Below are 26,869 nucleotides of genomic sequence, written 5' to 3'. Positions count from 1 at the left end.
CTACTTCGCTCATGAGAATGGAAAGGACGCCGCGCCAGGCCTACATGATTTCCATCACGTCGCCCGGCATGAGCATCGGCAGCAGCCTGAGCATGTCCGCCCGCTCCACGGCCACGCACCCGGCCGTCGGCCGCCCTTCCGACAGGTGGAAGAAGATCGCGCTCCCCCGGCCCGGCACCGGCGGCGCGTCATTATGGCCCAGCACGACGATCACGTCATAGGCGTCATCGTCGCGCAGCAGCGTCTCGGCGGAAAAGCGGCGCGGCAGATGAACGGGGCGGTTATAGGCCGGGTCGGCGGGATCGTCCGACCAGCCATCGCCTTCCCTGATCCAGCGCCAGGGGAGGCGGAGGCCGTCCGGCGAAACCTTGCCCGGCCGCAACAGCACGCCGCGCACCGGCCATTGCCCCAGCGGCGTGCAGCCATCCCCCTCCCGCTTGTCATCCGCAGGGCAGACGCCGCTCCGCCCGATCGTGCAGGGCATGCCGATCGCGCCGCAACGCAGCCGCCCGGCCGCGCCATCGACGCGGATCACGGTCATAGCTGATGCCCGGTGCGGTCCCGCTTGGTGGCGAGATAATGTTGATTATGGGGGTTGGCGGGAAGGATGATGGGCAGGCGCTCGGCCACCTTGATGCCAGCGGCTTCCAGCCCCGCCACCTTGTTCGGATTGTTGGTGAGCAGCCGCACTTCGCCGACGCCCAGCAGGTCCAGCATCCGCGCCGCCACGGAAAAGTCGCGCGCATCGATGGCGAAGCCCAAACGGACATTGGCGTCGACCGTATCAAAGCCCTGATCCTGCAACGCATAGGCGCGCAGCTTGTTGATGAGGCCGATGCCCCGCCCTTCCTGCCGCAGGTACAGCAGCACGCCCCAGCGGGAATCGGCGATCTGGTGCAGCGCCTGATGCAGTTGCGGTCCGCAGTCGCATTTCAGGCTGCCAAGCACGTCGCCGGTCAGGCATTCGCTGTGCAGCCGCACGACCGGAAGCGAAGCATCCCGCTTGCCGATGATGAGGGCGACATGCTCGCGCGGTTCGTCGGGGCTGCGGAAAGCGACGATCTCTGCCGTCTCGCTGGCCGACACGGGAAGCCGCGCCCTGGTCGCTATCGCCAGATGGGCCGCATCGTCATAGGCGTCCACATCCCCGGCGGAGACTTCTGCGTCGCTGCCGCCAGCAGCCGTCACGAAGAAGGCAGGCAGGATTCCCGCCAGCCGCGCGAGCCGCAGCGCTGCCTTGGCCGCCAGCGGCGCGGCCAGCGGCTTGGCGGCGAACGGCCCTTTCAGCGGAGATGCAAGGTCCAGCACCGGATCGGCGATCGCCATCGCCACATCCGCGTCGATCCAGGGCGCACGGGCGATCAGCACCGGCATGTCAGGATCGGCGGCGGCAAGCTGGTTGGCGAGTTTCAGCGTCTCGCCACGCGCGGCCGCCACCAATATATCGGCCTCTCCCGCAGGGTCGAAGGCGGACAGGGTAATCGCATCCGCCCCTTCGACCGCCATCAGGCGGATCGCGCCATCGCTGGCGCGGACGGTGACGGCCCAGCCCCGCCGCAGCGCGTCGATGGCGCGGGCTGCTGCGCGTCCGCTCATCAGAAAGCGAATTCCGTGATGATGGGGACATGGTCGGACGGCTTGACCCAGCCGCGCGCGGGTTCGACGACGCGGTGGCCGACCGCCTTGTCCGCCACATCCTGCGTCATCCACATATGGTCCAGCCGCCGCCCCCGGTCCGATTCCGCCCAGTCGCGCGCGCGATAGCTCCACCAGGTGTAGAGCCGTCCGGGCGCGGGAAAGAATTTGCGGCCAATGTCCACCCAATCATTGGATTGCTGCAACCGGGCCAGAATCTCGCATTCTATTGGCGTATGGCTGACGACGTTCAGAAGCTGCTTGTGGCTCCACACGTCGCATTCCATCGGCGCGATGTTGAAATCGCCGGTCAGTATGGTCGGCTTGTCCTCAAGCTGGGACGACCATTGGATCATCCGCTCCAGAAAGTCGAGCTTCTGCCCGAATTTGGGGTTGATCGTGCGATCCGGCACGTCCCCGCCAGCGGGCACATAGACATTTTCGATCCTGACGCCATTGTCGAGCCGCACACCGACATGGCGCGCTTCGCCATTGGCCTGCCAGTCGAGCCGGTCATCCTCCCACACCGGCACCTTGCTCATGATCGCGACGCCATGGTGCATGCGCTGGCCATTCAGCACCTGATGCACGTAACCCAGACGCTTGAACATTTCGGTGGGGAATGTCTCGTTCACCACCTTCGTTTCCTGCAAGCACAATATGTCGGGCGCTTCCTCGGTCAGGAAACGCTCCACAATGTCGAGCCGGGCACGGACGCTGTTGATGTTCCAGGACGCGATGCTGAGTGTCTGCGGCATGCGAAATCCACTAGGAGCCTGCGACCGGGCGCGCAAGTCCGCGCCATTCGCAGGGCATGGCTATGCTGTCCTGCTGCTCAGGGCGAGGCGAAAATGGAAGTTTTCGAGCACCGGCGCGCAGCGTGCTTGCAGCACGTGAGCACCGAAGCACAGCCAATCGCGCTTCGCAGGCCCGCATGGGCTGAACGTCGCGCGGCCACAAAGTAAGACCCCCGCTCCGGGGGCGTGGAACGGGGGTCTCGATCGCGCCCTTGAAGCGCTTCGCGGCGAGAGCGGGGTTCCGGGTAACAGGGGGGAAATCCCGGTCTTCGTCTCGCGCCGTGGGTTTCTTCTTAGGGCTCCTCATATGAGCGGCAGATGAACGGTCGGGTCAGATTTTCCATCCACCGCGCGCCCGGAGCAATTCACCCGCCAGCGGCGCGCCCCTTTGGCCGGGGATCGGTCCAGCGGAAGGTCGAATCAGCCACGGGCACGCCATAGGCTTGGTTGGATAACCGCACCGATGTGCGGTTGTTCTGCGAATCCAGCGCCACCCATCCGTAGAGTTGCAGTCCGGCCGGACCGGACGGATCGCGTTTGAAGATCATCGTGATCGTGCCGAATTCGGGACGGCGCGGATCACGGGCCTGGACGCTGATCACTGACGGATCGCCCGTCTGGATCACCTTGCCGAATTTCGACAGATCCTTGCTTGGATCGATCAGCGCGCCGAGCGGCGAATTGCCGATGGGCCAGCGCTGCACCTGCCGCACCTCATAATCGATCATGGTCAGCGCCTTGCCGTCGCCCACGATCAGGAGGGGAACCCCCTTTTGATATTGGAACCGGATCTTGCCCGGCTGCTTGATCGTCAGCTTGCCGGTCAGCGTCTGGCCGTTGCGGTCGGTCTGGGTGAAATTCGCGGTCATCGTGGTGACGCCGCGAATATAGGCGCTGACCCGGCTGAGGTCCGATTGTTGCTGCTGCGCGAAGGCGGTGGCCGCAGGCATCAGGACAGGAGCAGCGGCCAGGCCCAGGATAAGGGGCGCAATCATGCGCTTCATGCAATCTTCTCCGCTATGTTCAGGATGATGGTTGGTAACGGGTCCGGTTTGAACCCGCTCTGAACTGGCTCGTTCCCTTTGAGACAGGTTGGGCGCAAGAGCAACGGTGATGCCGCCGTCTTCCCGACTTGCGATTGCTGCGGGCAGACATGAGCGCCGGGCAAAAAAAAGGCCGGTCCAAAGACCAGCCTTTGAAGTTTTTAGGAGAGGATGCCTGAAAGGCAGGTCCCTTTTCCCCGAATCCGGTCCCTGCCGCAAATGCGAAGGGATCAACCACGATTGCGCTTTTTGCAACCAAATGGACGATGGCGTTCATTTGCCCTTAAAGCGGGTTGCCATTCTCATCGCGCAACACTTCGCGGCGGCCGACATGGTTGGGCGGGCCGACAAGCCCCTCTTCCTCCATGCGCTCGATGAGCCGGGCGGCGCTGTTATAGCCGACGCGCAACTGCCGTTGCAGCCAGCTGGTCGACGCCTTCTGATTCTCGAACACGAGCTGGCACGCCTTGCGGAACAACTGGGCATCGGGGCTGTCATCGCCCAGGTCGACGCCGTCGAGGGCGAAGCTGCCTTCTTCGGGTTCTTCGGTGACGGCGGCGATATAGTCGGGCTGGCCCTGCGCGCGCCAGTGATCGGCCACCACGCGCACCTCATCGTCCGAGACGAAGGGGCCGTGCACGCGCATCAGCCCCTTGCCGCCATGCATGTAGAGCATGTCGCCCTTGCCCAGCAGCTGCTCCGCGCCCTGCTCGCCCAGGATGGTGCGGCTGTCGATCTTGCTGGTGACGAAAAAGCTGATCCGGGTGGGAAGGTTCGCCTTGATGACGCCGGTGATGACATCGACGGAGGGACGCTGCGTCGCGAGGATCAGGTGGATGCCCGCAGCGCGCGCCTTCTGCGCGAGCCGCTGGATCAGGAATTCCACTTCCTTGCCCGCCGTCATCATCAGGTCGGCCAGCTCGTCCACGACCACGACGATCTGCGGCAGCGGCTGGAAATCGAGCTGCTCCTCCTCATAGATCGGCTTGCCGGTTTCGGGATCGTAGCCGGTCTGCACGCGGCGGCCCAGCGGCTTGCCCTTCGCCTTCGCGGCGCGCACCTTTTCATTATAGTTGGCGAGGTTGCGAACGGAGATCGACGCCATCATGCGATAGCGGTCCTCCATCTGCTCCACCGCCCATTTGAGGGCGCGGATCGCCTTGCTGGGTTCGGTAACCACGGGCGAGAGGAGATGCGGAATATCGTCATAGGTCGACAGTTCCAGCATCTTGGGATCGATCATGATCAGGCGCAGCTGATCCGGCGTCATGCGGTAGAGCAGCGACAGGATCATGGCGTTGAGGCCGACCGACTTGCCCGATCCGGTGGTGCCCGCGATCAGCAGGTGCGGCATGGGCGCGAGATCGGCGATGATCGGCTCGCCCGAAATATTCTTGCCAAGGATGATGGGCAGCGTCGCTTCCTGACCGAATTGCTCGCTGGTGATCAGTTCGCGGAATGATACGCCTTCCCGATTGGCGTTGGGCAATTCGATGCCGATCACGGTGCGCCCCGGAATGGTTGCGACGCGAGCGGACAGCGCCGACATGTTGCGGGCGATGTCGTCGGCGAGCGCGATGACGCGGCTGGCCTTGATGCCGGGCGCGGGTTCCAGTTCGTACATGGTGACGACCGGGCCGGGGCGAACCTCGACAATGTTTCCCTTCACATGGAAATCGTCGAGCACGCTTTCGAGCAGCCGCGCATTGCGCTCCAGCGCCGCCTTGTCGATCTTTTGCCCCTGGCTCGCGGGAATGGGGTTCAGCAGGTCCGGGGAAGGCAGCGAGCTGTTGCCGAACAGATCGTCCTGCGACACGGGCGCCATCTGCCGTTGCGCGGGTGCGGGCCTGGGCGTCTGGATATTGATCGGGGGCTTGGGTTCGTTGCTGACGGCGCGGCGCGGGGCGATGACGCGATCCTCCGCCTCCTCCGCATCTTCGGCTTGCGCGGCCGGGGCGGCGCCTGCGAGCGCGAAGCTTGGCTTGGGCAGGCTCAGCCGTGGCAGGCTGGGCCGCCGCAGGGCGATGATCGGCTTTTCCAGCGCCAGGCTGCGATACCAGATGAAAAAACCGCTGATCAGCATCAGGGCGACGAGGATGCCGGTGATCCATCCCTGCGCCGCCGGGGCCTGCGCGGTGAGGCTACGCACGCCGTTGGCGGTCGCCAGCCCTACCAGGCCGCCCCAACCGGACGGCAGGTCGATCAGCGAATCGGGCTGGAACATGGCAAGGCCGATGCCGACCAGGACGATGCCGAGGAAGCATTTGCCGAACTGCCCCTTCCAGCCCGCCATGTCCTGATCCCCCCACAGGCGGCGCGCGGTGATCGCCAGCAGCGGCAGGAGGAGGATGACGGGCACGCCCAGCAAGGTCAGCAGGAAGGCGGACACCCATGCGCCCGGCAGGCCCATGATGTTCTGGACGTGATTGTCGGCGACCGTCATCATCGATGGGTCGCTGAGACGGAAGCTGAGCAGCGCCAGCGCCAGGAACAATGTCGCCAGCATAAGCGTGATAGCGCTGATCAGCGCGCCGCTTCGAATAAGGCTGCGCTTCAGCATTTCGCGCCATTCCGGCGTGCGCTTGGCTCCGCGGCTGACCGCCATGGCTTGGATGTCCCCCAAATGTTCCGTTTCGGCACAATGCGCCGAGCGGGGAGTCCGCGTCAAGAGTCCGCCCGAACGTCTCGTCCCGCGCGGCGTCGCACCGGACCAGCGCCCGCCGCGATCAGGCACCCGGCGACGATCAGCGCCGCCCCTGCAATGGTGGAGAGAGTCAGCCGCTCGCCGAAGATCAGCCAGCCCAGCAGCGCCGCCCACAGGAAGGCGCTATATTCGACCGGGATGAGGGACTGCGCCTCCGCACGGGCATAGGCCCAGGCGAAGGACGCGAGCGAGGTGAAGGCCAGAACCGTGGCGAGCAGGACCAGCATCCAGCTCCGCGCGTCCGGTATCCGCAGGCTTTCGGCAAGACCGGCAAGGGCGATGGGCGCGGGCGTCAGCCAGCTTGCGAGCGCGGCGAGGGCGAACAGGGCGAACATCACCAGATGCTGGAAGAAGGCGACCTCGACCGGCGAGGCGAGTTGCGCCTGCTGCCGTTGAAGGATGAGGTTCCAGGCGAACAGCAGCGCCGAAAGCAGGACGGCGATCGCCCCCGCAAGCGCGCCGCCGTCATAGGAGCCGCCCAGGCGCGCGGACAGGATGACAGCGACTCCGGCGAGCCCCAGCAGCGATGCGAGCACGGCGCGCTGGCTGATCCGTTCCTTGAGCAGCAGCGCGGCGAGATAGAGAGCCACCAGCGGCGCGATGAAGGACAGGGCGATCGCTTCGGCCAGGGGCATGCGCATGATGCCCCAGAAGAACAGGCTGGCCATCACCGCCACCACCGTCCCGCGCAGCAGATGCAGCCGCAGCACGTCCCGCGACGGCCAGCGCTGACGCATCAGCAGCATGAGCGCGACGCCCAGCAGCGTTCCCGCGAGCGCCCGCCAGACCAGCGCGTTGAACAGGCCGATGGAGAGGCTCAACCCCTTCATCGTCGCGTCCATGATCGCGAACAGAGCGACGGCCGCGCAGCAGACGGCAAAGGGAATCGCGAAGGCGCGGGAGTCCGGCACGTTGCGACGGGTCCGGACCCGCTATTCCGCCGCCTGCGCCCGGCCAGCGTCGGTTGTCTCGGCTTCCAGCCGGGCCGCCTCGATCTCCGCCGCCTTGGCTTCCACCAGGCGCACGATATGGTCGATCATGCCTTCGTCCTGAACCGTGTGATCGGTCAGGCCGGACAGATAGACCATATGCTTGCCCGCGCCGCCGCCGGTGAGGCCGATGTCGGTTTCCCGCGCCTCGCCCGGACCGTTGACGACGCAGCCAAGGACGGAGAGCGACAAGGGCGTGTGGATATGCTGGAGCCGTTCCTCCAGCGCCTGCACCGTGCGGATGACGTCGAAGCCCTGACGGGCGCAACTGGGGCAGGAGATGACCTTGACCCCGCGCGTGCGGATGCCCAGCGACTTGAGGATTTCGTAGCCGACCCGCACTTCCTCTTCCGGCTCGGCGGACAGGGAGACGCGGATCGTGTCGCCGACGCCGGCCCAGAGCAGATTGCCGATGCCGATCGCGCTTTTGACCGTGCCGCCGATCAGCCCGCCCGCTTCGGTAATGCCAAGATGGAGCGGGCAATCGACCGCGTCGGCAAGCTGCATATAGGCCGCGACCGCGAGGAAGACGTCGCTCGCCTTCACCGCGACCTTATATTCGTGGAAATCCTGGTCCTGTAGCAGCTTGATATGGTCGAGCGCGCTTTCCACCAGCGCTTCGGGACAAGGCTCGCCATATTTTTCGAGCAGGTCGCGTTCCAGGCTGCCCGCATTGACGCCGATGCGGATGGCGCAGCCATTGGCCTTGGCCGCGTCCACCACTTCCTTGACGCGGGCTTCCGACCCGATGTTGCCCGGATTGATGCGCAGGCAGGCCGCGCCAGCGTCGGCCGCCTCAAGCGCGCGCTTATAGTGGAAATGAATGTCGGCGACGATGGGCACGCGCGCGGCGCGGACGATCTGTTTCAACGCCGCCGTCGATTCCTCGTCCGGGCAGGATACGCGGATGATATCGACGCCCACCTCTTCGCAGCGCCGGATCTGGTCGATCGTCGCCCGCGCGTCCGATGTCGGCGTATTGGTCATGGTCTGCACCGTGACCGGCGCGCCGCCCCCCACGGGCACATCGCCGACCATGATCTGACGGCTCTGCCGCCGCGCTATGTCGCGCCAGGGACGCAGGCCGGGATTGTGATCGGACATGAAAATGGGGCTCCAGGATGATGAAGCCCCTATAGTGATTTATCGCGCGGGTTAAAACCGTGCCGTCAGCGATGCGGCAAGCTGGTCGGCATTGCCGCTGGCCCGCGAGCGCGTCGTGGCCGTCACGGCCGCAGCGCCCGAATAAAAGTGATCCGGGCGCAGGATCGTCACGGTCTCAATGAAATTATGAGCATAGCTGAGGTTGAGCGCGAGCGAGGGCGACATATTCCACGTCGCCCCGCCCGACAGCCACGCCCGGTCGCCATCGGGCACCCGCGTGGTGAGATATTGCGGATTGGTCGGGGTGCGATCGAACATCGCGCCCGCGCGTAAGGTGAAGGCGGGACTCACATCATATTCGCCGCCCGCGCTGACGCTGTAGCTGTCGCGATAACGCACTTCCTTGACGGACGTGCCCGTGCCGGAGGTGATCGCGATATCCTTGAACACCGACCAGTTATACCAGCGGGCCGTCAGCATCGCCCGTGCGCGAGGCGTCAGCCGGTGCATGATGCTGACCGTCGCGATATCGGGCAGATGAAGGGGCGCGGTCGCATCCGTGGTGCCGTTGACGGCGGCGAGCGGACCTTGAAGACCCGACAGCGTCGAATGCCCCTCTATCCGGTGGTCCATGCCCGACCGATAGTGGAGACCGACATGGGTATCGCCGCCATCGTAGAACAGCCCGGCATTCCATCCGACGGAAAGGTCGTCCCCCTTCACCCGCGCCAGCCCGTCCGCGGCCAATGGCGACAGATTGGGCAGCGCGTTGGTCAGCGTGACCTTAACATATTGAACATCCACGCCGCCCCCGATCGACAGCGAATCCGTCAGCTTGAAGGCGGCGGAAGGCTGAACATTATAGGTTTTGAGGTCGGTATGCAGGGAATCATACCGTCCGAAGAAATCCGCATCATAATCGAGCTTCAGCCCGAACGGCGCGGTGACGGCAAGGCCGAGCCACAGGCGGTCCGTCACGGCGCTGGTCGCATAAAGGCTGGGGACGGCGATCAGGCTGGCGAAGGGATTGCCGCCCGAACTGCCGCCCACGGCAGCTTCGCTGACTCTGCCGGGGATGCTTCTGCTGCTGCCGATATTATTCTGGCGCGCGGTGACGGACAGGAGCACGCCGCCCATCGACATCTGCGTGCCGGGCAGGGCGGTCATGGCCGCAGGATTGAAATAGACCGTCGATGGATCATCCGCCGCCGCGGCTCCGCCGGACAAGGCGCGGCCAGTTTCCAACGGGGATTGTTCCTGTAGATAGAAGCCGCCCGCAAAGGCTGGCGCAGGCACCAGCGAAACTCCCAGGGTTAGCAGGCTGGCAATGATGGGACGGCGCAGGGGCATGATGTTCCTTCGTAACGCTGGCGAGCGGCAGCAAGGCGCCGCGCTTCTGCCGTTTCGCTAGCGCGAACATGGTTAAATTCCCGTTCGCACATTTCCCGGCCATGCCGCCGAAGCAAAAAAAAGCCGCCCCGGAGGACGGCTTGGAAGTTTTTAGGAGAGGATGCCTGAAAGGCCCGTTCCTTTTGCGTCGCAGCGTAGATTGTCGCAAATGCGAAATATGCGCCTATGGTTGCGTTTGATGCAATCGCTTCGCAGGCCGATGCTTTCCGTAGCGTCAGTTCAGCAACCATCGAGAAAAAAACAGATGTTTTTTCTGTTCCGGTGTCAGCGCCCGAGGGGAACGCAGGATTTTTCCAACTGCGACTCGACGTCCTTCATCAACCGGTCAAGCCCCGCCTGATCCCGCGCCTCGACTCGCGCGACCAGTTCCGCCTGCGTATTGGAGGCGCGCAGCAGCCACCATCCATCACGAGTCGTTACCCGTGCGCCATCCGTCCGGTCGACATCGGCGCCCGCATGGTGCAGCCGGTCCATTATCTCGGCAATGATCGCGAACTTGCGCTCCTCTTCCACCGGAAAGCGAAGTTCGGGGGTGGTGAGCAGCGCTGGCATGGCGTCGCGCAGCGCAGTGACGCTGCCGCCAAGCAGGCCGAGGGCACGGATCAGCCTGACCGCCGCGTAAAGCGCATCGTCAAAGCCGTAATAATCGTCCGCGAAGAAGATATGCCCGGTCATCTCCCCGCCCAGCGGACTGCCGGTCTGCTTCATTTTGGATTTGATCAGGCTGTGCCCGCTTTTCCACATCAGTGGTTGCCCGCCCAGATCGGCCACGCGGTCGAACAAAGCCTGGCTGGCCTTCACATCCGCGACGATCGTTGCGCCTGGCCTTTGCTGGAGCACGACCTGCGCGAACAGTCCCAGCAACTGATCGCCCCAGATCGGCCGTCCCTTGCCGTCGATCACGCCGATGCGGTCGCCGTCGCCATCGAAAGCCAGTCCGAAATCGAGATTATTTTGGAGGACAAGCGTTCGAAGATCCTCCAGATTGGCGTCAATCGTAGGATCGGGGTGATGATGAGGGAAATAGCCATCTACCTGGGTGAAAAGCGTGTGGTGCTCACCCGGAAGCAGTTTGACGAGCTTTTCGATCACCGGCCCGGCGACACCATTGCCTGCGTCCCAGCCGATGCGGCAGGCGGGGCCGTCGAACCCTTCCACAAGGCGCGCCACATAGCGGTCCATGATGTCCATGGTTTCGACCGAGCCCGCGCCTTCACTCCACGCTCCCGTCGCGGCGATGCCGCCGAGCCGGGCGATGTCGCTCCCAAAAAAGGGCTGATGCGCAAGTGTCAGCTTGAAGCCATTGTGATCGGGGGGATTATGGCTGCCGGTTACCTGAATGCCGCCGTCCACGTCCAGCACCGCTTCGGCATAATAGAGCATTGGAGTCGGGCCGAGGCCTATGCGCAGCACGTCCACGCCGCCATCCGCAAGACCGCGAACCAGTTCGGATTCAAGCAGCGGTGAACTCAAGCGGCCGTCATGACCGGTCGCAATCCTTGACCCGCCATTATCCCTGACCACGGTCGCGAAACTGCGGCCGAGCGCATAGGCGTCAGCGGCGCTCAACGTCGCCCCGAAGACGCCGCGCATGTCATATTCGCGCAGCAGCGAGGGATGGAAGCGATGCGCCATGGTCCCTCCCCTCCTTCCGCCTAGGGGCGCGAGGCCCTGCCCTGTTCAGCGCGCTGGGCAAGCAGCAGGTCGCGCGCGGCATTGAGCTGGGCGGCCAGTGCCTCCGTCCCGCCCCGGTCGGGGTGAACGGACGCGATCAACCGGCGATGCGCCGCCCGGATTGCGTTGGCGTCGGCATCGGGCGCAACGCCCAGTAGCGCACGCGCCTTCGCCAGATCATCCGCGCCGGAAGGGGGCTGCGCCTTGATCCTGGTCCGGCTTGCCTTTCCCTTTTGACCTTCGACAAAGAAGAAAAGCGTCGCGCCCAGCAGCAAGGGGGCGCCCAGCAGGGGCTTTCCCTTGGCCGCCATCACCGCGCCAACCAGCGCCACGCCCAATGCCATGCCATCCTTGGCGCTCATGCGTTGCAACCGTCCCGTCCAGATGAGCCAGGCCGCAAGCCCGGCAAGCAACAGGGCGAACAGCCCCATCAGGCCGCGCCGAGCAGATCGACAGGCGCGGTTTCTTCCCTGGCTGGCAAGGCGAGGCCCGCCACCATTTCACGCAGTTCCTGCCGCGCGGCGATGTGGCTGACGCCCAGATCGCCCAGATGGCCCTTGTCCAGCAGGGTCAGGCCCGACGGGAAAAGTTCACGGAAGATCACGCGCTCCGACAGGCCGGGGATCACGCGGAAGCCGACACGGCGCGACAATTCCATCAGCGCGTCGCCCACCCGCTTCTTGTTGCGCGCGTCATGATGCTGGACGCGGTTGCGCAGCACCACCCAGTCGATCGACACGCCATCAGCCTTCGCCCGCGTCTTGCGCGCTTCGAAGATCAGTTCGGAATAGAAGGACAGGCGGCGGACCTTGAAGGTTTCGGCGTCCACCTGGCCGATCAGGTCGAAATCGACGAAGCTGTCGTTCATCGGCGTCACCAGCGTATGGGCGCGGGCCGCCATGTGCCGTGCGAACAGGTCGTCGCGGCCGGGCGTGTCCACGACCAGGAAATCCTTGCCCTCCGCGACCGCCGCGGCTTCCTCCTCCAGCGCTTCTATGCTGTCGCCCTTCAGCACCGTGAAGTCGGGCGCGGGCAGGTCGATACCGCGCCGCCGCGCGGTTTCGGCGCGGTTTTCCATATAGCGGGTCACGGTGCGCTGACGCGGATCAAGGTCGATCATGCCGACGCGATGCCCCAGCGCCGTCAGCGCGATCGCCGTATGGACTGCCGTGGTCGATTTGCCGGTTCCGCCCTTTTCATTGGCGAAGACGATATGATGCGTTTGGGCGTTCGCCATCGGACCTCAATAACCCCGTTCATGTGCCGCAATGATTCTTGACCGCCTTGCCCGGCCATGCCTTAGCAAGGATAATCCCCTTGGCTGATGCCTTATCGGAGCCCCTCGTCCCGTGCAAATCTTCCGTGATATTCCCGCCCTGCGATCCGCTCTCAAACCGATGAAAAGCGATGGAAGGATCGCGCTCGTGCCGACCATGGGGGCGCTCCACGAGGGCCATATGGCGCTGGTCGAGGAAGCGCGCAGGCATGCGGCGCATGTCGTCGTGTCGATCTTCGTCAATCCGCGCCAGTTCGGAGCGAATGAGGATCTGGATTCCTATCCCCGGCGCGAGGCGAAAGACGCGCAAATGCTCCAGGCCGCAGGGGTTGACCTGTTGTGGGCGCCCGGCGTCGAGGTCATGTATCCGGCGGGCTATGCGACCAATATCAGCCTGTCGGGCCTGACCGAGGGTCTGGATGGAGCGGCGCGCCCCGGTCATTTCGACGGAGTCGCCACGGTCGTCACCAAGCTGTTCAACCAGGTCCAGCCCGATGTGGCGCTGTTCGGCGAGAAGGATTATCAGCAGCTCGCCGTCATCCGCCGCATGGTGCAGGACCTTGACCTGCCGGTCGAGATCATCGGCGTGCCGACCCAGCGGGCGGAGGACGGGCTCGCCCTGTCTTCGCGCAACGCCTATCTCAGCGAAGAGGAACGGCGCGAGGCGCTCGCCCTTCCCCGCGCGCTGGGAGAAGCGGCGCGGCAGATGGAGAAGGGAATGGCGGTGGAAGCGGCGCTGGCCAAGGCGATCGCGACGCTGGCCGCCCATGGATTCGACCCCATCGATTATGTCAGCCTGTGCGACGCGGCGACGCTGGAGCCGATGCGCGTGCTGGACCGCCCTGCCCGGCTGCTCGGCGCGGCGAAGCTGGGGCGGACCCGGCTGATCGACAATATCCCGGTCAACCCGGCGGCTGAATGATAGCGCCGCTGCCTGTCAAAAGGGCTTCACGATCACCGCGACGACGATCACCGCCGCGGCGATCCCCGGAATCTCGTTGAGCAGCCGCAATTTCTTCTCGCTCATCGGCCGCAGGCCTCTGGCGAGCTTCTTCGTATAGCCAGCGATCCAGCCATGATAAGCTGACAGCCCCAGGACGAAGAGCAGTTTCAGGTGGAACCAGCCGAAGTTCCACGCGCCGATCTCCACCATCAGCATCAGGCCGAAGACCCACACCAGGATCAGCGACGGGTTGAGGATGATCTTGAGCAGCCGCCTTTCCCTGTCGATCCATTTGCGGTCTTCGTCCGATCCGGCGGGGCATTGATGGTGATAGACGAAGAAGCGCGGCATCATGAACAGCCCGGCCATCAGGAAGATGACGAAGATGACATGGGCGGCCTTCACCCACAGATAGGCAGCGCCAAGATAGGGCATCAGCCGTCCTTTCCTTGCCGGAGATAGGTGATCAACGCCTCGACATGCGGAACCGGCGTGTCGGGCAGGATTCCATGACCCAGGTTGAAGATGTGCGGGCGTCCCGCAAAGGCGGCGCGGATATTGTCCACCGCCTCTTCGACCGCGCGTCCGCCCGCGATGAGCGCAAGCGGATCGAGATTACCCTGTACGGCCAGCCCCGCTGGAAGCACGCGGTTGGCCCAATGCGGATCGACGGTTTCATCGATGCCCACCGCATCGACGCCGGTCCCCGCCGCATAGTCCGCCAGCTTCGCGCCCGCGCCCTTGGGAAAGCCGATCACCGGAATGCCGGGATGAAGCTGCCTCAACCGTTCCACGATCGCGCGATTGGGTGCGATCACCCAACGGTCGAACTGCAAGGGAGCAAGGCTGCCCGCCCAGCTGTCGAACAGCTGCACCGCTTCGACCCCCGCCTGGATCTGGCCGGACAGATAGGTGACGGTCGCATCCACGATGGCGTCGATGATGGCGGCGAAGCGTTCCGGGCCGTTATAGGCGAGCCGCCGCGCCGCGCCCTGATCCTTGCTGCCCTGCCCCGCGACCATATAGGTGGCGATGGTCCAGGGGCTGCCCGCAAAGCCAAGGAAGGTGACGGCGGGATCAAGCGCCGCCTTCACCTGCCGCACCGTTTCATAGACAGCGTCGAAGCGGCTGAAATCGGGTTTCAGCGCGGCAAGATCCGTCTGGTCCAGCGTGGGCGCGAGGCGGGGTCCCTCCCCCGCTTCGAACCAGAGGTCCTGCCCCATGGCGTAGGGAACGATCAATATGTCGGAAAAGAGGATCGCGCCGTCAAAGCCGAAGCGGCGCAGCGGCTGCAAGGTCACCTCGGCCGCCGCCGCGCTGTCATAGACCAGTTCCAGAAAGCCGCCCTTTTCGGCCCGCAGCGCGCGATATTCGGGCAGGTAACGGCCCGCCTGCCGCATCAGCCACATGGGCGGCACGGCGGGGCATTCACCGTTGAGGACGGAAAGCAGCGGCTTGGAAGGCCCGGCGGACTGGCCGGCATCTGGTCCCGTCATAAACTCTCTTATTTAGATTCTAAAAGGATGATGGAGATAGTTGGGCGCTTGGCAGCGGGGTTTATGCGCTACGCCCGGATTTGCCAACAGCTTGACTCTTTCGAGCTAGGCCAACCCGGTCGATTCAATGGGCTTGTCCCCGTTACTCACAGCATGTGGATGAAATTACGGGCTTGTTGAAGGGCTGTGGGTAAAAAAAGGCGGAGCGCAGAGAGGGAAAAGGAGGCGATTTGCTCCGCAACCTATCCCTTGCTTTATCCACAGCCTCCACACAGAGATATGCTCCATGTCGCGCATCCACCTTCACCTCCTGTCGGACTCCACCGGCGAAACGCTGGAAAATATCGCCAAGGCGGCGATCGGCGCGTTCGAAAATGTGGAGGCGGTACGGCATTTCTGGCCCATGGTGCGGTCCGATGTCCATCTCGACCGGATCATGGAGGAGATCGCCGCCAATCCGGGCCTGGTGCTTTTCACCCTGTCCAATCACCAGTTGCGGCGGCGGCTGGAGACGCGGTGCCGGGCGCTGGGCCTGCCCCATGTCGCCGCGCTCGACAGCGTGACGGACGCGCTGTCCAACATATTGGGGCAGGAAACCCGCAACCGGCCGGGCCGCAAGCATATATTGGACGAGGCCTATTTCGCACGGATCGAGGCGATCCAGTTCACCATCGCCCATGATGACGGCGTGGGACATGAAAATTGGGAGGAGGCCGACATCGTCCTGGCGGGCGTGTCGCGCGCGTCCAAGACGCCAACGTCCATCTACCTTGCCAACAGGGGTTACAAGACCGCCAATATCCCGCTGGTGGTGCAATCGCCCCCGCCGCGCAGCCTGTTTTCGCTGAAACATCCCATGGTCGTCGGCCTTACCGTCAGTCCCGAACGGCTGGTGCAGATCCGCCGCAACCGGCTGCTGTCGCTCAACCAGGCGCCGGAAACCAGCTATGTGGACATAGAGAAGGTGCAGGAGGAGCTGGCCTTTGCCCGCCGCATGTTCGCCGACAATGGCTGGCCGGTGATCGACATGACCCGCCGGTCGATCGAGGAAGCCGCCGCGGCCATCATCAACCTGTTCAACGACCGCGTGCTGGCGGAAGGAAATGACATATGATCGTGCTGGCTTCCCAAAGCGCGAGCCGCCGGGCCCTGCTGCAAGCGGCGCAGGTGCCGTTCGAGGCGCTGTCGCCCGGCGTGGACGAAGAAGCGGCGAAGGGCGCGCTGCGTGCCGACGGGCTGGACGCGCGGGCGCTGGCGGATGCACTGGCGGAGTTGAAGGCGCTTCGCGTTTCGCGCCGCGTCGCCGGGGCGCTGGTGCTGGGATGCGACCAGACGTTGAGCCTGGGGGACGGAAGCATGATCGACAAGGCTGTCGATCGGGCCGACGCCGAACGGATATTGAAGCTGCTGTCGGGTCAGGTGCATCATCTGCACAGCGCCGCCGTCATCGTCCTCAACGGAGAGCCGATCTGGCGGCATGTCGAACGGGTGCGCATGACCGTGCGGCCGCTGTCCGATGAATTCATCGCCTCCTATCTCGACCGGGAATGGGATGAGTGCCGCTGGTGCGTGGGCTGTTACCGGATCGAAGGGCCCGGCGCGCAGCTGTTCAGCAGGATCGAAGGCAGCCAGTTCGCGATCCAGGGCCTGCCGCTGCTGCCGCTGCTTGACTTTCTGCGCACACGGGGCGTTCTGCCGTCATGACCGACACGCTCCCCTATGCCGAAGTGATCGGCGACCCGATCGCGCACAGCAAATCGCCGCTCATCCATAATTTCTGGCTCGACTGCCTGGGCATCGAGGCGGAATATCGCAAGACGCATGTGACCAGCCAGGGCCTTGCCGCCTATTTTCTGGAGCGGCGGGCCGATCCCGACTGGCTTGGGTGCAATGTCACCATCCCGCACAAGATCGCCGTCATGGATTATACCGACGATCCGGGCGGCGTTCGCGAGCGGATCGGAGCGATGAACACGATCGCCAGCGAGACCGGCGGGCCGCTGATCGGCACGAACACCGATGCGGGCGGTTTCCTCCAGCCGCTGCTGCGCGACAAGTGGAAGGGCGAAAGCGCTGTTCTGGTGGGGGCTGGCGGGGCCGCGCGCGCCATATTGTTCGCGCTCACCAGCCTTGGCGTGCCGGACATCACCATCATGGCGCGCGATGCGGCGAAGGGACAGGCGCTGCTCGACCGTGCGGGAATCAAGGGCCGGGTCATCGGCATGGCCGATGTGCTTCCGCCCGCTGACCTGCTGGTCAACAGCACGTCTTTGGGCATGGCCGGACAGCCGCCGCTGGAACTCGACCTGACGCCCCTGGCCATTGGAGCGACGGTCTATGACATCGTCTATGCGCCACTGGAGACGCCGCTGCTGAAAAACGCGCGGGAGCATGGGTTCAAGCTGCTCGACGGTCTGGAGATGCTGATCGGGCAGGCGGCGCTGGCGTTCGACATATTTTTCGACGCGCAGGCGCCGCGCGAGCGGGACGATGAGCTGCGCGCCCTGCTCCTCGCCGCCTGAGCCATGAAGATCTATGGGCTGACCGGATCGATCGGCATGGGCAAGTCGGCTGTCGCGCGCATGCTGCGGCGGGAAGGCGTGCCGGTGTTCGACGCGGATGCCGAAGTGCATCGGCTGCAAGGACCAGATGGCGCCTTGCTTCCCGCGATCGAGGCGCGCTTCCCCGGCACGACCGGTCCCATGGGCGTCGACCGGGTGAAGCTGGGCGCGGCCGTGTTCGGCCATCCGCATGAACTGAAGGCGCTTGAGGCGATCGTTCATCCGGCGGTGCAGCAGCGGCGCATGGCCTTTCTGCGGCGGCACCGGGCGCGCAGCTTCGTCGTGCTGGACATCCCCCTCCTCTTCGAGAAGCATCATGATCGCAAGGTAGCCGGGGTGATCGTCGTCACCGCCCCCGCCTGGAAGCAGCGTAAGCGCGTGCTGTCGCGCCCCGGCATGACCCCTGCGAAATTCCGCCGGATCCTGCATTTGCAGACGCCCGATGCCGAAAAGCGGCGGCGCGCCGATCATATCATCGACACCGGCACCACTTTCGCGGCCACGCGCGCGCAGGTGCGGCGCCTGGTCGCTTGCCTTGAGGCCAAGAGGGGCCGATAAGGAAGATCCGGCCAGAATCGGTTAAAGAGGCCAATGCGCGAGATTATCTTTGATACCGAAACGACCGGCCTTGACCCGGCGTCCGGCGATCGGCTGGTGGAAATAGGCTGTATCGAACTTTTCAACCGCGTGCCGACCGGACGGACCTTCCACGCTTATTATAATCCGCAACGTTCCATGCCCGCGGCGGCCGAGGCGGTGCATGGCCTGTCGGACGTCTTTCTGAGGGACAAGCCGCTCTTTTCGGCCGGAGTCGAGGAACTGCTCGACTTTCTGGAGGACAGTCATCTCGTTGCGCACAATGCCCGGTTCGATTTCGGCTTTCTGAATCATGAATTGAGGCTGTGCGGCTTGCCCGAAGTGGGCATGCACCGGATGATCGACACCGTCGCCATAGCGCGGCAGCTTCATCCCGGCGCGAAGCACAGCCTGGACGCCTTGTGCAGCCGCTATGGCATAGATCGCAGCCACCGGATCAAGCATGGCGCGCTGCTCGACGCCGAACTGCTCGCCCAGCTTTACATCGAACTGACCGGGGGGCGTCAGATCGGCCTTGGTCTTGCACAGCAGGAGGAGAAAGACACGGTTCAGGTGGAACTTGCGGCGATTGTCGCGGTTCGCCCTGTTCGTCCCGCGCGCGTTTTTCAGGCGAGCGCGGTGGAGCTGGAAAGGCATGCAGCGTTCGTCGCGACGCTGGAAAAGCCGCTCTGGCTGGAGGACGCTTGAAGGCGGGGCCGTGAAGCCCAACCTTTGAGTTTCGGCCACCGGGCCGCTGTCCAGCGGCCCGCAAGAATAAGGAGAAGGCATATGGATATTCGTGTTTCCGGACATCAGGTCGACACGGGCGATGCGCTCAAGCAGCATGTCTGGACCCGGCTGGAGGCGATGGCCGAGAAATATTTTGCCCGCACGATTTCCGCGCAGGTCACGTTCCGGCCTGCTCCACACGGCGCCTTCCATTGCGACATCGTCTGCCATGTCATGACCGGGCTGATCCTGAAAGGATCGGGGGAAGCGCAGGAAGCGCACCCCGCCTTCGATCAGGCGGCCGAACGAATCGAACGGCAGCTCAGGCGCTATATGCGCCGGTTGAAGGACCGGCACCAGCAGGCCGTCGCGGCCGAGGCGCAGCGCGCGAACGGCTATGACCTCGATGGCGTGGATGGAGCGGGATATACGATTTTTGCCGGGTCGTCGGACGAGGAGGAGCCCGCCGAAGCGCCTCTGATCGTGGCGGAGACCCGCGTGGACATTCCCGAAGCCAGCGTGTCTGACGCCGTGATGATGCTGGACCTGCGCAACACCAATGCGCTGCTGTTCCTGAATGCGGGCACGTCGGCCTATAATATGGTCTATCGCCGTCAGGACGGGACGATCGGCTGGGTCGAGCCGCGTTCCTGACGTCAAGGCCGTCCCCCGGCCGCCGGTTGACCTTCGCTGGCCGGCGGCTTATGGGGCCGGGCTTCATATCCCCGAGTGTCGCGCAATTTGAAGAAACGGAGTGCGGCTCGGCTGTTCCGGGTTGGTCATGGTTCATTTCACCGATATCGTCGCGCTTGATGCGCTCGCCACAGGCCTTTCGGTGAATGGCAAGAGGCCGCTTTTCCAGAAGATCGGGCAACTCGCGGCATCAGCCTATGGCCTGGAATCCCAGGCTGTGGCCGAAGCGCTGCTTGAGCGCGAAAAGCTGGGATCGACCGGCTTTGGCGGCGGAGTCGCCATTCCCCATGCGAAGATTCCCGGCCTCGACCGGATGCGCGGCGTCGTTGCTTTGCTCAACCCCGCCATGCCCTTCGATGCGGTGGATGATGCGCCGGTGGATATCGTCTTTGCCCTGCTGTCGCCGGTGGACAGTGGCGCCGAGCATTTGAAGACGCTGGCGCGGGTTTCCCGATATCTGCGCGAGGAAGGCAATGTCGCCCGGCTGCGCGGGGCTCAATCCCCTGAAGCGCTGCACGCGCTGCTGGCGGGCGGCGAAGCGCGTGACGCGGCCTGACGCGGCGGCGTCTCCCAGCGGCGAGGCGGCGCATTTCCGTGCGCTGGAAAATCTCTACCGCTCCGCGCCGATCAACAGGCTGTTCCGGTCAGAACTGACGATCAGCGAAGCGGGCCGTTCCGTCATCGAATTCGACGTGGACGAAAGCCAGTTCCACGCTGCTGGTGCCGTGCATGGGACGGTCTATTTCAAGATGCTGGACGATGCGGCCTTCTATGCCGCGAACAGTCTGGTGAGCGATCGATTCCTGCTGACCACCGCGTTCAACCTGCTGTTCACGCGGCCGATCGGGCCTGGCCGAATCCGGGCCGAGGGCCGGTGGATCAGCGGCAGGCGGCGAGTCTTCGTCGCCGAAGCGAGCCTGATCGACATGGAAGGCGAGGAAGTCGGCCGGGGCACCGGCACCTTCATGCGGTCGCAATTCCCCCTTTCTTCCCTGCCCGGCTATGCAGGCTGACCGGCTGACCAGCGCGATACTGGTCAACGTGCTGGTGCGCCGCGCCGCCGCTGCCGGAGGCTTTGCCACCGTGCTGGTGAAAGGCGACGAAATCAGCGGCGTTATCCTGATCCAGGCCGTTGAAAAGGGACATGATTCAGGGCTTTTCGAGCGGGTTCCCGACTGGGAAGGGGGATACCGGCTGACTCGCTGCGGGCCGGATCCACAAGAGGGACCTGAGGCGCTGTCGCAATATATAGCGCGCCGCCGCCGGTCAGACCCCGATCTGTGGGTTATCGAACTCGATATCGCGGATGTGGAACGGTTCGCCGCTGAAACGATCTGCTGATCGTTGACTCTTTTGGCCGTGGCGGGCACTGGCCCCGGCAACGCTGAACGCGCAGGTTGCCGTTTTCGCCCGTGGGGGGCGGGCACGGTAAACACGCAGACGGGGGGCGGCCTGACGTCGATGCGAGTAAGGGTTAATACGACGTCCCTGGCCAAGAACCGCACGATTTTGAGATGTGATGAGTTTTCGTTTGAAGGCCGCGATTGCCGCGGCATTTGCTTTGTCCGCCAGCGCGGCGGTCACTGCGGCCGATATGTCGAGCGCCAATGAAGCAGTTCCTTCGGTCCAGTCTTTTTCAGAGCTGAATGCAGCTCCGCCGGCGGCCACGAAGCCCGCCGTCGTTTTCGCCGCGCCGCGCGAAGTCGCGCAGCCGCTGGCCCCCCTTTCCGGCAGCGCCGATGTCAAGGCCGACAATCTCGCCGCTCTGGTCGACGCTCAGGGTGATGCAGAAACGCTCGATGGCGACATGCGTTGCCTCGCCGGTGCAGTTTATTTCGAATCGAAGGGCGAAAGCCTGGAAGGGCAGCTTGCCGTTGCCCGCGTCATCATCAATCGCGCGAAGTCGGGCCGCTTCGCCAGCAGCCTGTGCGGCGTCGTCTATCAGCCCGGTCAGTTCAGCTTCGTGCGCGGCCGGGGCATGCCCCCCATCCCGACCGCCAGCCGTAGCTGGCGCGAAGCGGTGGCCATCGCCCAGATCGCGATGCAAGACAGCTGGGACAGCCAGGCGGAAGGCGCTCTCTTCTTCCACGCGCGCCGGGTTTCGCCGGGCTGGGGCAAGCGCCAGCTGGCGGCGATCGACAACCATATCTTCTATCGCTGATCGCTCCTTTCACGGAGCTGAGAGAAGGCCGGTTTGGATATAGCCCAAATCGGCCTTTCCTTTTGTTCCCTTACTGTTCTATGACTGCGGCATGACCGCATTGGCATCTCTTTCCAGCGGGGACTGCTCGCCCCTGACGGACGGCACGGCGCTTGCCGTGGCGCGGGGCACGCTGCGCCTGTTCTTCCGTCACGACATGAGCGGGATCATGGAAGTGCCCCTTCCCAATGGGCGGCGGGCGGACATCATGGCGATCGACGGCGCCGGGCGGATCACCATCGTCGAAATCAAATGCAGCCGGTCCGATCTGCTGGGCGATATGAAGTGGCCGGAATATTTCGACTATTGCGACCGGTTCTTCTGGGCCGTGCCTTCGGGATTTGATCTGTCTCCCTTCGACAGCCAGGCATTGTGGCCGGACCGGACCGGATTGATCGTGGCGGATCAATATGATGCCGAATTGCTGCGCCCTGCCCCGGTCGAACCCCTGGCGGCGGCGCGGCGCAAGGCGGAAACGCTCCGCTTCGCCCGGCGCGCGGCGCGGCGGCTGACCGCGATCGCCGACCCGGATCATGCGGCCGAGCTAGGCTGGTGAGCGGGCCTTACTAAGGGCGCTTGCCCCAATATTCATCGGCAAGGCACTGGCCCAGCGCCATCGATCCCTGCCGGGCGGCGGTGCGCGCCATATGCCTGCGTATCTCGTAGCTGCTTGATCCCAGTGACGATGCAAAGCCGTTGATCGCCTTGCGCACCGGATCATGATCAGCGCCAGTATAGGGTGTGAAGATGTTGCCGAGCGCCTGTTCCCAGGCCTTCTCCATTTCGATGTGCTTGCCGTCCATCGCTTGCCTCATCCTGCAACGGATAGGCTTTGAAGATGGTGAGACAGGCACCGGCGCGCAAGGGGAAGAAGGCCGGAGCAGAAGCGTTCAGAAGACCGGGCCCTGCACCGGGCCCTTGGGCGCGGCCTTGCTCTTGGCGGCGCTTAGCGCTTCTTCCAGCCCTGGGGTGCGGCCGTCCCGCTTCGCATAATCAAGCGCCGACATGCCAGCGATAGTGTCGCGCCGGTCCGGGTCGGCGCCCTGCGCCACCAGCAGGCGAACGAGGCCAAGATCGCGCAATTGCACTGCGCGGATCAGGGGTGTTTCCCCGCTGCCATTGGTCTTGTCGATTTGCGCGCCATGCGCCAGCAATGTGCGCACCCCATCCTCGAACCGGGCCTGCACCGCGTTCATCAGCGGCGTATTGCCCTGCCGGTCGGCGATGTTGGGATTGGCGCCCTTGCCCAGCAGAAAGCCCAGCCAGGTCGCGTCGCGCCGCGCGATCACCAGATGCAGGGCGGTTTCGCCAGTGGTCACGTCGCGGCTGTTTATCACCGTCGAGCCGGGCTTCTGGATCAGGTCCGTCACCTTCTGGCCATCGGCGTCCTTCACGGCCTTCAGGAAATTATAATTGTCGGAAAACTGCGCCTGGGCCGCGACTGGCGAAAGCAGGGCCAGCGCCAGAGCAGCGGCCCGGCCCAAACCCATCGAAAGCGAAAAACGTCCTGTCATCGTCCTGAAAAGCCCCGTTGCGTTTGCAAAAGCGGCCATAGCAGGGCATGGCTGGCGGCGCCATGAACAAAGCGCTTCTCCCGCTCGTCCTGTCCCTTGGCGTCTTTGCGGCCGCCTGCAACAATGGCGGCGGAGACGCCTCCAGCAACAGCCAGAGCGCGCCGGGCGACCTCGCCGGGGCGAAGATCGGCGCGCCCTTCACGCTGATCGACCAGAATGGCGGGAAAGTGCGCTGGGACGACTTCAAGGGCAAATACCGGCTGGTCTATTTCGGCTACACCTATTGCCCCGACGTCTGCCCGCTGGACCTGCAACGCATCATGCAGGCCTTCACCAGGTTCGAAAAGGCCGATCCGGCGCGCGCCGCCAAGGTGCAGCCTATCCTCATCAGCCTCGATCCAGAGCGTGACACGCCCGCGGTGCTCAAAACCTATGTCGCCGCCTTCCACCCGCGTCTGATCGGCCTTACCGGCAGCAAGGAAGACATTGCCAAGGTGGCGAAGGATTTCGTCGTCGTCTACGGCAAGGAAGAAGGGAAGGGGACGAGCAGCTATCTGGTCAGCCACAGCCGCACGCCCTATCTATTCGGTCCGGGGGGTGAGCCCATCGCGCTGGTGCCCGTGGACGACCCCGGCACGCCGGACGAGGATGAAGGAGGGCCGGATCAGGTGTTCGCCTTCCTTGAAAAATGGATCAGGTGACCGTTGGAATTCTGGGAAAAGCCTCTCCACCAGCTCGACCGCGCGCAATGGGAAGCGCTGTGCGATGGTTGCGGCAAATGCTGTCTGCACAAGGCCGAGGATGAGGATAGCGGGCGGATCTATCCCACCAATGTCGCCTGCCAGCTGCTCGACCGCCACAGCGGGCTGTGTTCCAGCTACAAGGACCGCCGCCGCTTCGTCCCCGACTGTGTCCGCTTGACGCCGCAGAAGGTCAAGACGTTAAGCTGGCTGCCGAGGACCTGCGCCTACCGGCTGCGGGAGGAGGGCCAGCCCCTGCCCGAATGGCATTATCTGATCAGCGGCGACAGGGAAGCTGTGCATCGCGCCGGCCAGTCCGTGCGCGGCTGGACGGTGGCGGAGGCGGATGCAGGCGACTGGGAAAACCATCTTGTCGACCGGGAACTCTGACGGCGCGATCCTGGTCGATGGCGTCAAGGTGCCGGTGCGCGTGCGCCGGTCGGCTCGGGCGCGGGCCTATCGCCTCTCACTGGACCGGACGCACGGAGAGCTGCGCCTGTCCCTGCCGCTTCGCGCCGACCTGAAACGCGCGCTCGGCTGGGCGCAGGGGCATGAGGGGTGGGTCCGCACCCAACTGGCTTCGCGGCTGCCGGTGCTCGTCCTGGATGATGGCGCGATCTTTCCGCTGGAAGGGCGGGATGTCCAGATTCGCTGGGTCGCGGAAACGTCGCGCACGATCAGGATAGAGGGCGGCTCGCTGATGCTGGGCGGCGCGGCGGAGTCGGTGCCGCAGCGCGTGCTCCGCTGGCTGAAAGCGCGGGCCAGGGCGGTGCTGGAGGCTGAGACGATTGCCATGGCGCAGGACCATGGCCTGATCGTGACGTCGGTCGGCATCGGCGATCCGCGCAGCCGCTGGGCCAGCTGCTCGTCGGGCGGCGGCATTCGCTATAGCTGGCGGTTGATCCTGTGTCCTCCGGCCGTGCGCCGCGCGACCGTGGCCCATGAGCTGGCGCATCTGTTGCATATGGATCACAGCCCGGCATTCCATGCGGCGCACCAGCGCATATTGGGCGAGGACCCCCGGCCCGCGCGCGCCTGGTTGAGGGCGCATGGGACGGCGCTGCACCGTTTCACCGGCTAGGCGCGGCTGGCGGTCGCCGGGCAGACATGATCTTCGTCCGCATGATGGGGAAGGCCGCAGGCGCGGCAGAGACGATGCGTGCCGGGCTTGAGGCCGTGACCCACCGCCACCCGATCGTCAAAGACATAGCATTCCCCATGCCAGCGGCTTTCCGCCTCCGGCACCTCCTCCAGATAGCGCAGTATGCCGCCGCGCAGGTGGTAGACTTCGTCGAAGCCGCGCGCGCGGACGAGCGCCGTCGATTTTTCGCAACGGATGCCGCCGGTGCAGAACATGGCGATACGCGGGCTGCGGCCTTCTTCGCGCAACTTTCCGGCAAAGGCGCCGAACCATGCGGGAAAGTCGCGGAAGGACCGGGTTCCGGGATCGATCGCGCCTTCGAAGCTGCCGACGGACACTTCATAGGCGTTGCGCGTGTCGATGACGATCGTGCCGGGATCGGCGATCAGGTCGTTCCACTCACGGGGATCGAGATGCCGCCCCGCCCGTCGCGCTGGATCAAGGTCGCCCGCGCCCAGAGTCACGATCTCCCGCTTCACCTTCACCTTCATGCGCGCGAAGGGCGCGCCGTCCGCCGCCGCATATTTGACGTCCATGTCCGCGCAGCCCGGAAGCGCGCGGATATGCCGGACTAGGGCGGCGATCGCCTCTTCGCTTCCCGCGACCGTTCCGTTGATCCCTTCCCTCGCGAGGATCAGCGTGCCGCAGGTATCGAGCCTATCGCAGAGCGCGCGCAGGTCCCGCGCCAGAGGATGCGGATCATCGAAGGCGGCGAAACAATAAAGCGCGGCAATGGTGAAGGGAGCGGCCATGCCACGCCCATAGCCGCTCCGCCGCCCTCTTGAAAGACGGCGCGGGAGGGGGCATAGGCGGGTCATGGTTCCCCTTTCGTTCGCTGGTCACGACTTTCTGGCGTTGCCTGAGGCCGCGCTGTTCTGGCCAGCGAAATCGGCACTGCTGGTCGCTGACCTGCATTTCGAAAAGGCGAGCTGGTTCGGGCGGTTCGGCCAGTTCCTGCCTCCGCATGACAGCCAGGCGACGCTGGACCTGATCGCCATGCTGGTCGATCGGACGGGTGCGCGATCGGTCTGGTCCTTGGGCGACAGCTTCCACGATGCGGATGGCGCGGCCCGGCTCCCCCGGAAGGCGCGGGAGCGTCTGGCGGCGCTGATGGAGCGGGTGGACTGGGTGTGGATCACCGGCAATCATGATGCGGGAATGACCGGCGCTCCGGGCGGGCGGCGGCTCGCCGAAGCGGAAATGGAAGGCATCTGGCTGCGGCATGAAGCCGATCCCAATGATGCACGGCCGGAGATTTCAGGCCATTTCCACCCCAAGCTGCGGCTGTCGCTGCGCGGCCGGCATGTGTCTCGGCGCTGCTTTGTCGGTTCCTCGTCCAAATTGATCCTGCCAGCTCTGGGGGCGCTGACCGGCGGCCTTGACGCCAGCCATGGCGAGATTCGCCGTGCCGTGGGGCCGGGAGCGACGGCTCTGGTGCCGGTGGCCGACCGCCTGTTGCGCTTTCCGCTGGCATGATGGACCGTTACGGAAACCTGATCTAAACCTGTTGTGCTTTAACAACAGTGGGTCAGCGGCCTGTTGGCGAAATGCATGAAGGAACCCGGAAAAGCTTGGCTCGCTTGCCTTCTCTCCTCTGTGGCCGCATAATCGCACCTAAAGTCAACGACATGGAACACCGTGCGT

At 64.6% G+C, this 26,869-nt stretch carries 32 protein-coding genes; 16 read left to right on the top strand and 16 right to left on the bottom strand.

The window, feature by feature from the left end; translation table 11 throughout:
* Positions 1-40: 40 nt before the first annotated feature.
* The 11 genes from ET21_RS0106920 to ET21_RS0106870 form a co-directional block, all read right to left on the bottom strand.
* On the bottom strand, positions 41-541 hold the full coding sequence (locus ET21_RS0106920; RefSeq protein ID WP_030539069.1) for a L,D-transpeptidase: 501 nt from the start codon (positions 539-541) through the stop codon (positions 41-43).
* Positions 538-1,596, bottom strand: coding sequence for a GTP cyclohydrolase II (gene ribA / locus ET21_RS0106915; protein ID WP_030539068.1), 1,059 nt, complete (start codon positions 1,594-1,596; stop codon positions 538-540). The genes ET21_RS0106920 and ribA overlap by 4 nt, the downstream gene beginning before the upstream one ends.
* A complete protein-coding gene (gene xth, locus ET21_RS0106910; protein WP_021238589.1) occupies positions 1,596-2,393 on the bottom strand; it encodes an exodeoxyribonuclease III in 798 nt (265 codons plus the stop codon). Before xth ends, ribA begins: the two co-directional genes overlap by 1 nt.
* A 404-nt stretch (positions 2,394-2,797) precedes the next feature.
* Positions 2,798-3,436, bottom strand: coding sequence for an outer-membrane lipoprotein carrier protein LolA (locus ET21_RS0106905; protein ID WP_021238588.1), 639 nt, complete (start codon positions 3,434-3,436; stop codon positions 2,798-2,800).
* 322 nt (positions 3,437-3,758) lie between these two features.
* Positions 3,759-6,080: a DNA translocase FtsK gene (locus ET21_RS0106900; protein WP_030539067.1), complete on the bottom strand. Its 2,322-nt coding sequence runs from the start codon at positions 6,078-6,080 to the stop codon at positions 3,759-3,761.
* A 59-nt stretch (positions 6,081-6,139) separates the two neighbouring features.
* Positions 6,140-7,090, bottom strand: coding sequence for a DMT family transporter (locus ET21_RS0106895; protein ID WP_037470403.1), 951 nt, complete (start codon positions 7,088-7,090; stop codon positions 6,140-6,142).
* Between the two features lie 21 nt (positions 7,091-7,111).
* Positions 7,112-8,272: a flavodoxin-dependent (E)-4-hydroxy-3-methylbut-2-enyl-diphosphate synthase gene (gene ispG / locus ET21_RS0106890; protein WP_021238585.1), complete on the bottom strand. Its 1,161-nt coding sequence runs from the start codon at positions 8,270-8,272 to the stop codon at positions 7,112-7,114.
* A 51-nt stretch (positions 8,273-8,323) separates the two neighbouring features.
* Positions 8,324-9,622 carry an OmpP1/FadL family transporter gene (locus ET21_RS0106885; RefSeq protein WP_030539065.1) on the bottom strand — a complete coding sequence of 433 codons (1,299 nt, stop codon included), beginning with the start codon at positions 9,620-9,622 and terminating at the stop codon, positions 8,324-8,326.
* A gap of 324 nt (positions 9,623-9,946) precedes the next feature.
* Complete coding sequence (gene pgmG, locus ET21_RS0106880) at positions 9,947-11,317, bottom strand: phosphoglucomutase/phosphomannomutase PgmG (protein ID WP_030539064.1); 1,371 nt, start codon at positions 11,315-11,317, stop codon at positions 9,947-9,949.
* Positions 11,318-11,337: 20 nt separating this feature from the next.
* Positions 11,338-11,787 carry a molecular chaperone DnaJ gene (locus ET21_RS0106875; protein WP_021238582.1) on the bottom strand — a complete coding sequence of 150 codons (450 nt, stop codon included), beginning with the start codon at positions 11,785-11,787 and terminating at the stop codon, positions 11,338-11,340.
* Positions 11,787-12,593 (bottom strand): division plane positioning ATPase MipZ, encoded by an 807-nt coding sequence (locus ET21_RS0106870; RefSeq protein WP_021238581.1) that lies wholly within the window; start codon positions 12,591-12,593, stop codon positions 11,787-11,789. The genes ET21_RS0106875 and ET21_RS0106870 overlap by 1 nt, the downstream gene beginning before the upstream one ends.
* Before the next feature lie 112 nt (positions 12,594-12,705).
* Between ET21_RS0106870 and panC the strand changes: the two genes are divergently transcribed.
* Entirely contained in the window at positions 12,706-13,554 is an 849-nt protein-coding gene (gene panC / locus ET21_RS0106865) for a pantoate--beta-alanine ligase (protein ID WP_030539063.1), read from the top strand.
* 15 nt (positions 13,555-13,569) lie between these two features.
* Here the strand turns inward: panC and ET21_RS0106860 are convergent, their stop codons facing one another.
* Positions 13,570-14,010, bottom strand: a complete 441-nt coding sequence (locus ET21_RS0106860) for a CopD family protein (RefSeq protein WP_030539062.1) — start codon at positions 14,008-14,010, stop codon at positions 13,570-13,572.
* The gene (hemE, locus tag ET21_RS0106855; protein WP_030539061.1) at positions 14,010-15,071 is read right to left on the bottom strand and encodes a uroporphyrinogen decarboxylase; all 1,062 of its coding nucleotides are present in this window, start codon (positions 15,069-15,071) and stop codon (positions 14,010-14,012) included. Before hemE ends, ET21_RS0106860 begins: the two co-directional genes overlap by 1 nt.
* Positions 15,072-15,357: 286 nt before the next feature.
* Between hemE and ET21_RS0106850 the strand changes: the two genes are divergently transcribed.
* From ET21_RS0106850 to ET21_RS0106800, 11 genes are all read left to right on the top strand, one after another.
* Positions 15,358-16,185, top strand: coding sequence for a pyruvate, water dikinase regulatory protein (locus tag ET21_RS0106850; protein ID WP_021238577.1), 828 nt, complete (start codon positions 15,358-15,360; stop codon positions 16,183-16,185).
* Entirely contained in the window at positions 16,182-16,775 is a 594-nt protein-coding gene (locus ET21_RS0106845) for a nucleoside triphosphate pyrophosphatase (protein WP_021238576.1), read from the top strand. Before ET21_RS0106850 ends, ET21_RS0106845 begins: the two co-directional genes overlap by 4 nt.
* Entirely contained in the window at positions 16,772-17,593 is an 822-nt protein-coding gene (gene aroE, locus ET21_RS0106840; RefSeq protein WP_030539060.1) for a shikimate dehydrogenase, read from the top strand. Before ET21_RS0106845 ends, aroE begins: the two co-directional genes overlap by 4 nt.
* A 3-nt stretch (positions 17,594-17,596) precedes the next feature.
* Positions 17,597-18,190: a dephospho-CoA kinase gene (gene coaE, locus ET21_RS0106835; protein ID WP_030539059.1), complete on the top strand. Its 594-nt coding sequence runs from the start codon at positions 17,597-17,599 to the stop codon at positions 18,188-18,190.
* A 33-nt stretch (positions 18,191-18,223) separates the two neighbouring features.
* Positions 18,224-18,916 (top strand): DNA polymerase III subunit epsilon, encoded by a 693-nt coding sequence (dnaQ, locus tag ET21_RS0106830; protein ID WP_030539058.1) that lies wholly within the window; start codon positions 18,224-18,226, stop codon positions 18,914-18,916.
* 81 nt (positions 18,917-18,997) lie between these two features.
* Complete coding sequence (raiA, locus tag ET21_RS0106825; protein WP_021238572.1) at positions 18,998-19,591, top strand: ribosome-associated translation inhibitor RaiA; 594 nt, start codon at positions 18,998-19,000, stop codon at positions 19,589-19,591.
* Between the two features lie 127 nt (positions 19,592-19,718).
* The gene (locus ET21_RS0106820) at positions 19,719-20,186 is read left to right on the top strand and encodes a PTS sugar transporter subunit IIA (RefSeq protein WP_021238571.1); all 468 of its coding nucleotides are present in this window, start codon (positions 19,719-19,721) and stop codon (positions 20,184-20,186) included.
* Positions 20,173-20,643 carry a PaaI family thioesterase gene (locus tag ET21_RS0106815; protein WP_021238570.1) on the top strand — a complete coding sequence of 157 codons (471 nt, stop codon included), beginning with the start codon at positions 20,173-20,175 and terminating at the stop codon, positions 20,641-20,643. The genes ET21_RS0106820 and ET21_RS0106815 overlap by 14 nt, the downstream gene beginning before the upstream one ends.
* Complete coding sequence (locus ET21_RS0106810) at positions 20,633-20,971, top strand: DUF1491 family protein (protein ID WP_030539057.1); 339 nt, start codon at positions 20,633-20,635, stop codon at positions 20,969-20,971. Before ET21_RS0106815 ends, ET21_RS0106810 begins: the two co-directional genes overlap by 11 nt.
* A 178-nt stretch (positions 20,972-21,149) precedes the next feature.
* A complete protein-coding gene (locus tag ET21_RS0106805) occupies positions 21,150-21,791 on the top strand; it encodes a cell wall hydrolase (protein WP_030539056.1) in 642 nt (213 codons plus the stop codon).
* Between the two features lie 91 nt (positions 21,792-21,882).
* A complete protein-coding gene (locus tag ET21_RS0106800) occupies positions 21,883-22,386 on the top strand; it encodes an MmcB family DNA repair protein (RefSeq protein ID WP_030539055.1) in 504 nt (167 codons plus the stop codon).
* A gap of 10 nt (positions 22,387-22,396) precedes the next feature.
* Here the strand turns inward: ET21_RS0106800 and ET21_RS0106795 are convergent, their stop codons facing one another.
* On the bottom strand, positions 22,397-22,633 hold the full coding sequence (locus tag ET21_RS0106795) for a hypothetical protein (protein ID WP_030539054.1): 237 nt from the start codon (positions 22,631-22,633) through the stop codon (positions 22,397-22,399).
* 87 nt (positions 22,634-22,720) lie between these two features.
* On the bottom strand, positions 22,721-23,320 hold the full coding sequence (locus ET21_RS0106790) for an ankyrin repeat domain-containing protein (RefSeq protein ID WP_021238565.1): 600 nt from the start codon (positions 23,318-23,320) through the stop codon (positions 22,721-22,723).
* 71 nt (positions 23,321-23,391) lie between these two features.
* On the opposite strand from ET21_RS0106790, the gene ET21_RS0106785 reads away from it, so the two are divergent.
* From ET21_RS0106785 to ET21_RS0106775, 3 genes are read left to right on the top strand one after another with little or no spacing between them, the layout of a single operon-like run.
* A complete protein-coding gene (locus tag ET21_RS0106785; RefSeq protein WP_021238564.1) occupies positions 23,392-24,045 on the top strand; it encodes an SCO family protein in 654 nt (217 codons plus the stop codon).
* A 3-nt stretch (positions 24,046-24,048) separates the two neighbouring features.
* Positions 24,049-24,474 (top strand): YcgN family cysteine cluster protein, encoded by a 426-nt coding sequence (locus ET21_RS0106780; RefSeq protein WP_021238563.1) that lies wholly within the window; start codon positions 24,049-24,051, stop codon positions 24,472-24,474.
* Positions 24,455-25,165, top strand: a complete 711-nt coding sequence (locus ET21_RS0106775; RefSeq protein ID WP_030539052.1) for a M48 family metallopeptidase — start codon at positions 24,455-24,457, stop codon at positions 25,163-25,165. Before ET21_RS0106780 ends, ET21_RS0106775 begins: the two co-directional genes overlap by 20 nt.
* Here the strand turns inward: ET21_RS0106775 and ET21_RS0106770 are convergent.
* Positions 25,162-25,977, bottom strand: a complete 816-nt coding sequence (locus ET21_RS0106770; protein ID WP_051768031.1) for a rhodanese-related sulfurtransferase — start codon at positions 25,975-25,977, stop codon at positions 25,162-25,164. The genes ET21_RS0106775 and ET21_RS0106770 overlap by 4 nt on opposite strands.
* A gap of 64 nt (positions 25,978-26,041) precedes the next feature.
* On the opposite strand from ET21_RS0106770, the gene pdeM reads away from it, so the two are divergent.
* On the top strand, positions 26,042-26,701 hold the full coding sequence (gene pdeM / locus ET21_RS0106765; RefSeq protein WP_021238560.1) for a ligase-associated DNA damage response endonuclease PdeM: 660 nt from the start codon (positions 26,042-26,044) through the stop codon (positions 26,699-26,701).
* The last annotated feature ends 168 nt before the right edge of the window (positions 26,702-26,869 follow it).

It is taken from the genome of Sphingobium sp. DC-2 (assembly GCF_000722555.1).
GTDB lineage: Bacteria > Pseudomonadota > Alphaproteobacteria > Sphingomonadales > Sphingomonadaceae > Sphingobium > Sphingobium quisquiliarum.
This window is presented reverse-complemented; position numbering and strand designations above follow the sequence as displayed.

Bases quoted from the DNA above. Each gene is read 5' to 3' on its own strand.
- ispG (WP_021238585.1), bottom strand. From the start codon at position 8,272: ATGTCCGATCACAATCCCGGCCTGCGTCCCTGGCGCGACATAGCGCGG.
- ET21_RS0106920 (WP_030539069.1), bottom strand. From the start codon at position 541: ATGACCGTGATCCGCGTCGATGGCGCGGCCGGGCGGCTGCGTTGCGGC.
- ET21_RS0106885 (WP_030539065.1), bottom strand. From the start codon at position 9,622: ATGCCCCTGCGCCGTCCCATCATTGCCAGCCTGCTAACCCTGGGAGTT.
- ET21_RS0106875 (WP_021238582.1), bottom strand. From the start codon at position 11,787: ATGGGGCTGTTCGCCCTGTTGCTTGCCGGGCTTGCGGCCTGGCTCATC.
- pgmG (WP_030539064.1), bottom strand. From the start codon at position 11,317: ATGGCGCATCGCTTCCATCCCTCGCTGCTGCGCGAATATGACATGCGC.
- ET21_RS0106860 (WP_030539062.1), bottom strand. From the start codon at position 14,010: ATGCCCTATCTTGGCGCTGCCTATCTGTGGGTGAAGGCCGCCCATGTC.
- ET21_RS0106805 (WP_030539056.1), top strand. From the start codon at position 21,150: ATGAGTTTTCGTTTGAAGGCCGCGATTGCCGCGGCATTTGCTTTGTCC.
- ET21_RS0106905 (WP_021238588.1), bottom strand. From the start codon at position 3,436: ATGAAGCGCATGATTGCGCCCCTTATCCTGGGCCTGGCCGCTGCTCCT.
- coaE (WP_030539059.1), top strand. From the start codon at position 17,597: ATGAAGATCTATGGGCTGACCGGATCGATCGGCATGGGCAAGTCGGCT.
- ET21_RS0106790 (WP_021238565.1), bottom strand. From the start codon at position 23,320: ATGGGTTTGGGCCGGGCCGCTGCTCTGGCGCTGGCCCTGCTTTCGCCA.
- ET21_RS0106870 (WP_021238581.1), bottom strand. From the start codon at position 12,593: ATGGCGAACGCCCAAACGCATCATATCGTCTTCGCCAATGAAAAGGGC.
- pdeM (WP_021238560.1), top strand. From the start codon at position 26,042: ATGGTTCCCCTTTCGTTCGCTGGTCACGACTTTCTGGCGTTGCCTGAG.
- ET21_RS0106800 (WP_030539055.1), top strand. From the start codon at position 21,883: ATGACCGCATTGGCATCTCTTTCCAGCGGGGACTGCTCGCCCCTGACG.
- dnaQ (WP_030539058.1), top strand. From the start codon at position 18,224: ATGCGCGAGATTATCTTTGATACCGAAACGACCGGCCTTGACCCGGCG.
- hemE (WP_030539061.1), bottom strand. From the start codon at position 15,071: ATGACGGGACCAGATGCCGGCCAGTCCGCCGGGCCTTCCAAGCCGCTG.
- ET21_RS0106810 (WP_030539057.1), top strand. From the start codon at position 20,633: ATGCAGGCTGACCGGCTGACCAGCGCGATACTGGTCAACGTGCTGGTG.
- ET21_RS0106795 (WP_030539054.1), bottom strand. From the start codon at position 22,633: ATGGACGGCAAGCACATCGAAATGGAGAAGGCCTGGGAACAGGCGCTC.
- xth (WP_021238589.1), bottom strand. From the start codon at position 2,393: ATGCCGCAGACACTCAGCATCGCGTCCTGGAACATCAACAGCGTCCGT.
- ET21_RS0106845 (WP_021238576.1), top strand. From the start codon at position 16,182: ATGATCGTGCTGGCTTCCCAAAGCGCGAGCCGCCGGGCCCTGCTGCAA.
- ET21_RS0106820 (WP_021238571.1), top strand. From the start codon at position 19,719: ATGGTTCATTTCACCGATATCGTCGCGCTTGATGCGCTCGCCACAGGC.
- aroE (WP_030539060.1), top strand. From the start codon at position 16,772: ATGACCGACACGCTCCCCTATGCCGAAGTGATCGGCGACCCGATCGCG.
- ET21_RS0106770 (WP_051768031.1), bottom strand. From the start codon at position 25,977: ATGGCCGCTCCCTTCACCATTGCCGCGCTTTATTGTTTCGCCGCCTTC.
- ET21_RS0106850 (WP_021238577.1), top strand. From the start codon at position 15,358: ATGTCGCGCATCCACCTTCACCTCCTGTCGGACTCCACCGGCGAAACG.
- raiA (WP_021238572.1), top strand. From the start codon at position 18,998: ATGGATATTCGTGTTTCCGGACATCAGGTCGACACGGGCGATGCGCTC.
- ET21_RS0106785 (WP_021238564.1), top strand. From the start codon at position 23,392: ATGGCTGGCGGCGCCATGAACAAAGCGCTTCTCCCGCTCGTCCTGTCC.
- ET21_RS0106900 (WP_030539067.1), bottom strand. From the start codon at position 6,080: ATGGCGGTCAGCCGCGGAGCCAAGCGCACGCCGGAATGGCGCGAAATG.
- ribA (WP_030539068.1), bottom strand. From the start codon at position 1,596: ATGAGCGGACGCGCAGCAGCCCGCGCCATCGACGCGCTGCGGCGGGGC.